Below are 8,478 nucleotides of genomic sequence, written 5' to 3' on the forward strand. Positions count from 1 at the left end.
TCGCCACCCCCGCGCTGCTGCTCAAGGCCGGCGGGCGCCTCGACAGGCTCGTCCGCCGCAGCCGGGCAAAGCTCACCCCCGACCGCGCGCGTTATATCGCGCATCCCGACTGGGTGGCGACCGAAGGCGCCTGTCCGCCCCCCGAACTCTGGCGTCCCGAGCTGGGCACCGACGACGCGCTTGCCGAAACCGTGCGCTGGTACCGCCGCGAAGGCTGGCTCTGACGTCGCCGGTATGGCTGCACCGTTCGCCCGTCGAAGCGTGCATTGCCAAGGGCGGGGCGCGCCCCTAGATTTGCCGGCATGACCGACACCACCGCGAACACCCCCAACGATCCCGCCGGCCCCTGGGCTATCCCCGTCCGCCGACCGTTGCCGGGCGAGGACAGGCCTAAATCGACCACCAGCTTTCCCCGCAAGGTCTGGAATCTGCTCGTCGCGATCAAGGATGGTCTCGCGCTCATCTTCCTGCTGCTCTTTTTCGTCGTGCTGTTCGGTCTCCTCTCGGGCCGCCCTAACGCGAGCCTGCCCGTCAGTCAGGGCGCGCTCCTGATCGCACTCGACGGCGTGGTCAGCGAACAGCCGTCCGAAGTCGACCCGCTCGCCGCGCTGTCGGGAAGCGATCAGCTCAAGGAAATCCGCGTCCGCGACGTCGTCCACGCGCTCGAAGTTGCCGCCGACGACAAGCGCGTGACCTCGGTCGTGCTCGATCTCGACCGCTTCCTCGGCGGCGGACAGGTTTCGCTCGCCGAGATTGGCGCCGCAGTCGACAAGGTGCGCGCGAAGAAGAAACCGGTGCTCGCCTTCGCGACCGCCTACACCACAGACAGCTATCAGGTCGCGGCGCACGCCAGCGAGATCTGGGCCGACAATATCGGCGGCGTCGCGGTTGCCGGTCCCGGCGGATCGCGCCTCTATTACAAGGGGCTGATGGACCGGCTCGGCATCACCGCGCATATCTACCGCGTCGGCACTTTCAAGAGCGCGGTCGAACCCTATCTGCGCAGCGATCAGTCGCCTGAAGCGAAGGAAGCCAACCTCGCTTATGCCAGCGTGCTTTGGGAAAACTGGCTGACTGACGTCAAAAAGGCGCGCCCGGCCGCCAGGCTCGACACCTATATCGCCGACACCGCCGGCGCGGTGAAAGCGGCGGGCAACGACCTGTCGAAAGCGTCGCTCGATGCGGGCCTCATCGACAAGCTCGGCAGCCGCATGGCGTTCAACACGCGCATCGCCGAGATCAGCGGTGCCGCCGACGACAGCAAGCCGTGGGAATATAACGCGATCCCGCTCGAAAACTGGGTCGCCGCCAATCCGCCCGCGCAAAAGGGCAGCGCGATCGCCGTCGTCCCCATCGTGGGCGAAATCGTCGATGGCGAGGCGCCGACCGGCGTTGCGGGCGGCGAGACCATCGCGCAGCATATCCTCGATGCCGCCGCCGACAGCAGCATCAAGGCGATCGTTCTCCGCGTCGATTCACCCGGTGGATCGGTGCTCGCGTCCGAGGAAATCCGCCAGGCATTGCTCGCTGCAAAAGCGAAGAAGCTGCCGATCGTCGTCTCGATGGCGAACGTCGCCGCGTCGGGCGGCTATTGGGTCTCGACCCCCGCGGATCGCATTTTCGCCGAACCCGAGACGATCACGGGGTCGATCGGCGTGTTCGGCATCCTGCCGAGTTTCGATCAGGCGCTCGCCAAGATCGGGGTCACCGCCGACGGCATCGCGACAACGCCGCTGTCGGGCCAGCCCGACGTATTCGGCGGGGTGAACGACGAATTCAACGCGCTGGCGCAGGCAAGCGTCGAAGACATCTACGGCCGCTTCACCGGCCTTGTCGCGAAAAGCCGCAAGCAGCCGATCGAAAAGATCCGGACGATCGCCGAAGGGCGCGTCTGGGCGGGCGGCACCGCACGCCAGATCGGGCTCGTGGACCAGTTCGGCGGGCTGCCCGATGCCCTTGCCGCCGCCGCGAAGCTCGCAAAGGTCGACGGCGACTTCCACGCCAGATATTTCGAGGACGAGCCGAGCGAGTTTTCAAAGATGCTCGCCAGCTGGTCGGGCGCAGAGAAGGAAACCGCAGCGCTGCCGCGCGGCTGGTTCGGCATCGCGGCGATGAACCGCCAGCTCACCGAGCGGCGGCTGGTGCAGGACATCTCGATGCTGACGGAGACGGGATCGGTGCAGGCGGCGTGTCTCGACTGCCGCGCCTACCTTCCTGCCGTGCCGCGGCCGGGCAAGACCGAGGCGAAGGGTTTCCTCGCAACGCTGGCGCTGCTGCTGAAATAACCCCTCCCGCGTGCGGGAAGAAGTTCAGGCCGCGACTGCGACGGTCTTCGCATGCTCCGTAATCGCCTCGGCGAGCGTATCGACGAGCGCGAGCGGCAGGTCATGCCCCATGCCGGGAATTGTCAGCAGTCGTGCGCCCGCAACATTGTCCGCAGTGTCACGTCCGCCCGGAAGCGGCACCAGCGGATCGTCCTCGCCATGGATGACCAGCGTCGGCGCCTTCACCTCCCTCAGCAGCGCGCGCCGGTCGCCATCGGCGACGATCGCCGCCATCTGCCGCGCGACGCCCTGCGGATACCAGCCGCGTTCGAAATCGATCCGCACGCGGCGCTGCAGCCGCTCCTCCGCCGACGGATAGCCCGGGCTGCCGATCACGCGCGCGGCGTTGACCGAATAAGCGATGAGCGCTTCCTTGTCGCCGCTCATCGGCCGGTTTGCGAGCACCCGCATCGCCTCCTTCTGCGCGCGCGGCAGGCGCCGGTTGCCGGTCATCGACATCACCGAGGTCAGCGACAGCACGCGTTCGGGATAGCGAGCCGCAATATGCTGCGCGATCATCCCGCCCATCGACACCCCGACGATATGGGCGCGACCTATGCCGAGATGATCGAGCAGCGCCATGCCGTCGGCCGCCATGTCGGCCAGCGTGTAGGCCGGACGCACCGGCAGGCCGATCGCGGCTTTGACGAACATCCATTTGAGGTTCGGCACCCCCGCGGCTTCGAACCGCGTCGACAGACCGACATCGCGATTATCGTAGCGGATCGTGCGAAAGCCGCGTTCGTTGAGCGCGTCGACGAACTCGTCGGGCCAGAGCGTCAACTGGCCGCCAAGACCCATGACCAGCAGGATGACGGGCGCATCGCGCGGCCCGTTGTCCTCATAAGTGATGCTGATGCCGTTAACGGTCGCCTGTTCGGTCTGCATGGAAATCCCTTGGCTGGAAATGCGGATCAGCTCGCTGTGGCGGGCTTGTAGTTTGCGGCGTTCGAGGTGAATTCGGCGCGGCCATAGCCGTCGAGCTGGCGTTCGATCCGGCGCACGAGGCGGCGGTCAGCAAGATGGCGGACGACCGGCAGGCGCGAGGCAACGCGATAGGCGGCCATGCGTCCTGCGATCCCCAGCATCGTCGCGCCGTAAATGAGATGATCGCGGCGCCGCACCGGCACCCCGACACTCGCCGCGTGTGCCTCGTCTCCGGCAAGGAAGGCCTTCACGAAGAAAACGCGGCTGACCGAATGTTCGAGGCGGCGCTTCACCTGCCCCTTGGGCGAGCTGTCCTTCGACAATTCGGCGTCCATGGTCGCGCGGAGCAAGCCGCCGCAGACCTGATCGTCATATTCGTAGCGCAACGTCGCGCTGCGCGTACGCCAGATGCGGACGATCTCCTGCGGCGTGTCGGCAAGCAGATCCTCGGGCAATCCGAGCAGATAGCAACGATAACGCGCGAGTTCGACGCGCCCCCGCTCGAGCCTGGTGAATCTGGTGCGCCCCTTCGCCAGAACCTCCTGCGACAGGAAATAGACGGGGATCAGCCCCGCGGGCATCTGGTCGAGTTGCGGGATCGGCATGCCATATGTGTCGGCATCCCATATCCCCGGCCGCGACAGCACGTTGACGCGCACCATCGAGTGCATCAGCCGCACCATCGCCGCCGCCTTGAACCCCGGCCCGAAGCGGTCGAGCGCGCCCGGCAGCGCGGTGGTCGCAAAGAAAGTTGCCGTCTCCTTTACCCGCCGCGCCGCGGTCGCATGGCCGAGGGTACCGGTCAGCGCCATCGGCAGCGCGGAATATTTGTTGAGAAAGGTCGCGATAAAGGCGCCGCGGATCAGGAAGGGCGACAGGTTTGCGGTCGCGTTGCGTTCATAGGCCGCGCCTTCCTCGACCAGATCCATATCGAGCCACTCGGGCTTTTGCTCCATCTCGCGGATCAGCGCGACCAGCTCGGGCGGTGCGTCCTCGACCGCCTCGACGCCCTTGTCGCACGCCTCGACGAGCATCGCGACGGTTTGCTGAAATCCGAGGCGCGGCATCAACGCGGCATAGGCGTCCCCCGCCCGGTCGCCGAGCATCGTATATTCGCGGATGCGCGCCAACAGGTCGGGATCGTCGAGATAAGTCGCACGGTCGATGCTGCGGACGCGCCCGAGTTCGCTCACAGCATCGGATTCGGGCGCCCAGCGCTCGGGCGCCTTGTCGAAATCGAAGCGACCGAACAGGTCGGGCAAGGCGCGCGCCTGATCGCGCACCCGGCGGGCGATGGTGCTGACATCACTGTTCATAAGGCGAGCCTGCCACAGATTCGGGATTTGGCAAGCCCGGGGTCAGAATCCTAGGCCTTGCGGTCCCGATAGGCCGGCAGCGCAAGTGACCAGCGGATCGCCGCGCCGCGAAGAATAAATCCGGCAACCGCCCCCGTGACCGCAGCTATCGGTGTACCGGTACCCAGCCACTGGAGAAGCAGGAACAGGGCCGACGCGAGCGCTGCCGCCGTGACATAGACCTCGGGGCGCATGATAATCGATGGCACCCCGGCAAGGACATCGCGGATCGTACCGCCAATGCAGCCCGTGATCACGCCCATCATCAGTGCCGGGACGGGGGGAACGCCCCACGCCAGTGCCTTCGCCGTGCCGAAGACGGCGTAGGCAGCAAGCCCCACTGCATCGGCCCATTCGAGCAACTGCCCCTGCCACCAGCGTTCGGGCGTGAGCCACACGACCAGCGCGATCGCGATGCATACCGCGGCGATCGCGCCGTCCTGAACCCAGAACACCGGCGCACCGATCAGCAGATCGCGCGCGCTGCCACCACCGACGCCGGTCACCAGCGCAAAGAAGGCGGCGGTCACCAGCGTCTGGCGCAGACGCACCGCCATGAGCGCTCCCGACAGCGCAAAGACGCCGATACCGATCAGGTCGAGCAGCCGGACGATCAGCGCGTTGTCAATGTCGAACAAGGTCATTCCGATCCGGCGAGAAGCGACCAACCTTGCTGCAAATCCCCGGTCACGTCTACCACGCCGTCCACAGACAGCCAGTCGTTCTGCAAATAGATACGGCTGCTCCGCGAATGCGTAATGGGTAACGCTCTTTGCACGACAAGTTCGTGCGGGATGAGCATGCCCAGGATCACGTCCCACCCCTCGTCAAAGACGACGCCTGCAAGCCAGTCGAACCTATGCCGTTCCAGGTCGCGAATATCTCCCGCCTGACGCGACGGATTCGTTCCTGTTACGCGCCGGCATTTGATCTGGATGCGCCCGCGCACGCCACAGGCCGCGTCGAATCCTGCCTTTGAGTTGTTTTGCAGTTCCCAACCGAAGGTGTGGCTGAACAGATGCTCGGCGATATCCCCTGCCGGGTTATTGGACGTGCGACAGACCTGCCGCGACCTGAGCTCATCTCCCACGCCCGAGTGCATCCGAAGCAGGCTTCGGATGCTCAAGGCGGAGAGTGAACCCATCAGATGTGGATCGGCTTGCCCGTCACCGCCATCGCGGCTTCCTTGATCGCTTCGCTGTGGGTCGGGTGCGCGTGGCATGTGTAGGCGATGTCTTCGGACGTCGCGCCGAATTCCATCGCCTGCGCAGCCTGCGCGATCATCGTGCCTGCAACGCTCGCGATGCACCACACGCCCAGCACGCGGTCGCTCTTCGCGTCGGCGATCACCTTCACAAAACCGTCGGGTTCATGGTTGGTCTTCGCGCGGCTGTTTGCCATCATCGGGAACTTGCCGACCTTGACCTCACCCTTTTCCTTCGCCTGCTCTTCGGTCAGGCCGACGCCAGCGATTTCGGGCCAGGTGTAGACGACCGACGGGATCACGTCGTGATTCACGATGCCGGTCAGGCCGGCGATATTCTCGGCGCAGGCGATTCCTTCGTCCTCGGCCTTGTGCGCGAGCATCGGGCCGGGGATCACATCGCCGATCGCCCAGATGCCGGGAACCTGCGTCGAAAAATCATGATCGGTTTCGATCTGGCCGCGCTGGTTGACCGCAAGGCCCGCCTTGTCGAGCGCGAGGCCGTCGGTGTTCGGACGGCGTCCGATCGAGACGAGCACGACATCGGCTTCGAGCGTTTCGGCGTCGCCGCCCGCCGCAGGTTCCAGCGTCAGCACGGCCTTCTTGCCCTTCACTTCGGCCTTGGTGACCTTGGTCTTGAGCCTGAATTCCATGCCCTGCTTCTTGAGGATCTTGTTCGCGTCCTTGCGGACGTCGCCGTCCATGCCGGGAAGGATCTGGTCGAGGAATTCGACGACGGTGACCTTGGCGCCGAGGCGGCGCCATACGCTGCCGAGTTCGAGCCCGATCACGCCGCCGCCGATGACGACCATATGGCCCGGCACCTTCGCGAGTTCGAGCGCGCCGGTCGAATCGACGATAATCTGCTTGTCGTTGTCGACCTCGACGCCCGGAAGCGGGGTCACCGACGAGCCGGTCGCGATGATGATATTCTTGGCGCGCCAGGTCTTGCCCGCGACTTCGACCGTGTCCTTCGAGGTGAACTGCGCATAGCCTTTCAGCCAGTCGATCTTGTTCTTCTTGAACAGGAATTCGATGCCGCCGGTCAGGCCCTTCACCGCATCCTTGCGCTGGCCGTGCATCGTGCCGAGGTCGAGTTCGGGCTTTACCTTGATGCCCATGGCCGCCATCGCGCCGCCAGCGGCGGCCTCGAAATATTCGGACGCATGCAGCATCGCCTTCGACGGGATGCATCCGACGTTGAGGCAGGTACCGCCCAGCGTCTCGCGCCCTTCGGCGCACGCGGTCTTCAGGCCGAGCTGCGCCGCACGGATTGCCGCGACATAACCGCCGGGTCCCGAACCGATGACAAGGACGTCGTAGTCGTAATCAGCCATGTTCAATCTACCTCAATTTCTGCCTGAGCATCCGGAAGAGCGAATCCGCTCAGACGGGCAGCCCGGATTTCGCGGCGCATGACTTCATAACCGGCTCCGCCGTTTCGGGCGACAGGCTCATCAGTTCCGATGCGCTGTATTTCTTGACCAATTCGTCCGCCGCACATTGGCAGACTTCGGCCACCAACTTTGCAGGAGCGCCGGCACCTTCGGCCGCCGCGCGGCACGAGCTGCCGAACTTTTCCACAAACTGCGTCTTGAATCCGTCCTCGAACCCCTTTTGTATCTGGCTTTCACCCTCGCTGCAGCCCGCCAGAGCGGCGGCTGCAGCGAAAGCCAGAATCAAGCGGGGAGAAAGGGTGGTCATCGGATCAAAGATCGATCAGCAGGCGCGTCGGATCCTCGATCGCTTCCTTGATCGTCTTGAGGAAGGTCACCGCCTCGCGGCCGTCGATCAGGCGATGATCATAGCTCATCGCGATATACATCATCGGACGGATCACGATCTCGCCGTTGCGGACGACCGGGCGATCCTCGATGCGGTGGAGGCCGAGCACCGCCGACTGCGGCGGGTTGATGATCGGGGTCGACATCAGGCCGCCAAACACGCCGCCGTTCGAGATGGTGAAGGTGCCGCCGGTCATGTCGTCGATCGTCAGCGTGCCGTCCTTGGCACGCTTGCCAAGGTCGGCAATCGCCTTTTCGATGTCGGCGAACGACAGGCTGTCGGCGTTGCGCACGACAGGTACGACGAGGCCGTTCGGCGCGCTGACCGCGACCGAGACGTCGAGATAGTCGTGATAGACGATTTCGTCGCCATCGATGCGCGCGTTCACCGCCGGAATATCATGCGCGGCGAGCGCCACAGCCTTGGTGAAGAAGCTCATGAAGCCGAGGCGCACGCCATGCTTCTTTTCGAAGCTTTCACGATATTTGTCGCGCGTCGCCATCACCGCCGACATGTCGACGTCATTGAACGTCGTCAGCATCGCCGCAGTGTCCTGCGCCGACTTCAGCCGCTTGGCGATCGTCTGGCGCATACGCGTCATCTTGACGCGCTCTTCCTTGCGGCCCGGAGCGCCGCTGGCGGCCGGTGCAGGCGCGGCAGCGGGAGCAGGAGCGGCAGCGGGCGCGGCGCTGGCGGCGGCGAGCACGTCTTCCTTGGTCAGGCGGCCGTCCTTGCCGCTGCCCTGGATTTTCGTCGGGTCGACCCCATGCTCGAGCACGAGGCGGCGGACCGCGGGAGACATGGTCGTGACGGTATCGATGCCCTCGCCGGCCGGCACTGCGGTCGCGGCGGGCGCCGGGGCAGCGGCTTCGGCCTTGGCCGG

The 8,478-nt window shown here is 65.3% G+C and carries 8 protein-coding genes and 1 pseudogene; 2 read left to right on the forward strand and 7 right to left on the reverse strand.

Annotation, left to right across the window (positions count from 1 at the left end; translation table 11 throughout):
- Together VN047_RS12640 and sppA are read left to right on the forward strand one after the other, a co-directional pair.
- A pseudogene (locus VN047_RS12640) lies at positions 1 to 224 on the forward strand (NAD(P)-dependent oxidoreductase); the annotation flags it as partial.
- 78 nt (positions 225 to 302) lie between these two features.
- On the forward strand, positions 303 to 2,285 hold the full coding sequence (gene sppA, locus VN047_RS12645) for a signal peptide peptidase SppA (RefSeq protein WP_325543189.1): 1,983 nt from the start codon (positions 303 to 305) through the stop codon (positions 2,283 to 2,285).
- Positions 2,286 to 2,309: 24 nt separating this feature from the next.
- Here the strand turns inward: sppA and VN047_RS12650 are convergent, their stop codons facing one another.
- The 7 genes from VN047_RS12650 to odhB form a co-directional block, all read right to left on the reverse strand.
- Positions 2,310 to 3,212, reverse strand: coding sequence for an alpha/beta fold hydrolase (locus tag VN047_RS12650; protein WP_325543191.1), 903 nt, complete (start codon positions 3,210 to 3,212; stop codon positions 2,310 to 2,312).
- A 26-nt stretch (positions 3,213 to 3,238) separates the two neighbouring features.
- Positions 3,239 to 4,567: an oxygenase MpaB family protein gene (locus tag VN047_RS12655; RefSeq protein WP_325543193.1), complete on the reverse strand. Its 1,329-nt coding sequence runs from the start codon at positions 4,565 to 4,567 to the stop codon at positions 3,239 to 3,241.
- A gap of 50 nt (positions 4,568 to 4,617) precedes the next feature.
- The gene (locus VN047_RS12660) at positions 4,618 to 5,163 is read right to left on the reverse strand and encodes a trimeric intracellular cation channel family protein (RefSeq protein WP_414712703.1); all 546 of its coding nucleotides are present in this window, start codon (positions 5,161 to 5,163) and stop codon (positions 4,618 to 4,620) included.
- Between the two features lie 83 nt (positions 5,164 to 5,246).
- Complete coding sequence (locus tag VN047_RS12665; protein ID WP_325543195.1) at positions 5,247 to 5,750, reverse strand: hypothetical protein; 504 nt, start codon at positions 5,748 to 5,750, stop codon at positions 5,247 to 5,249.
- Positions 5,750 to 7,147 (reverse strand): dihydrolipoyl dehydrogenase, encoded by a 1,398-nt coding sequence (lpdA, locus tag VN047_RS12670; RefSeq protein ID WP_325543197.1) that lies wholly within the window; start codon positions 7,145 to 7,147, stop codon positions 5,750 to 5,752. The genes VN047_RS12665 and lpdA overlap by 1 nt, the downstream gene beginning before the upstream one ends.
- A 49-nt stretch (positions 7,148 to 7,196) precedes the next feature.
- Positions 7,197 to 7,514: a hypothetical protein gene (locus VN047_RS12675; RefSeq protein WP_325543199.1), complete on the reverse strand. Its 318-nt coding sequence runs from the start codon at positions 7,512 to 7,514 to the stop codon at positions 7,197 to 7,199.
- A gap of 4 nt (positions 7,515 to 7,518) precedes the next feature.
- Positions 7,519 to 8,478: 2-oxoglutarate dehydrogenase complex dihydrolipoyllysine-residue succinyltransferase (gene odhB, locus VN047_RS12680; protein ID WP_325543200.1), on the reverse strand; the 960-nt coding region annotated here is incomplete at its 5' end.

The organism is Sphingopyxis sp., assembly GCF_035565275.1.
Taxonomy (GTDB): Bacteria; Pseudomonadota; Alphaproteobacteria; order Sphingomonadales; family Sphingomonadaceae; genus Sphingopyxis.

Bases quoted from the DNA above. Each gene is read 5' to 3' on its own strand.
- VN047_RS12655 (WP_325543193.1), bottom strand. From the start codon at position 4,567: ATGAACAGTGATGTCAGCACCATCGCCCGCCGGGTGCGCGATCAGGCG.
- VN047_RS12665 (WP_325543195.1), bottom strand. From the start codon at position 5,750: ATGGGTTCACTCTCCGCCTTGAGCATCCGAAGCCTGCTTCGGATGCAC.
- sppA (WP_325543189.1), top strand. From the start codon at position 303: ATGACCGACACCACCGCGAACACCCCCAACGATCCCGCCGGCCCCTGG.
- lpdA (WP_325543197.1), bottom strand. From the start codon at position 7,147: ATGGCTGATTACGACTACGACGTCCTTGTCATCGGTTCGGGACCCGGC.
- VN047_RS12660 (WP_414712703.1), bottom strand. From the start codon at position 5,163: ATGGCGGTGCGTCTGCGCCAGACGCTGGTGACCGCCGCCTTCTTTGCG.
- VN047_RS12650 (WP_325543191.1), bottom strand. From the start codon at position 3,212: ATGCAGACCGAACAGGCGACCGTTAACGGCATCAGCATCACTTATGAG.
- VN047_RS12675 (WP_325543199.1), bottom strand. From the start codon at position 7,514: ATGACCACCCTTTCTCCCCGCTTGATTCTGGCTTTCGCTGCAGCCGCC.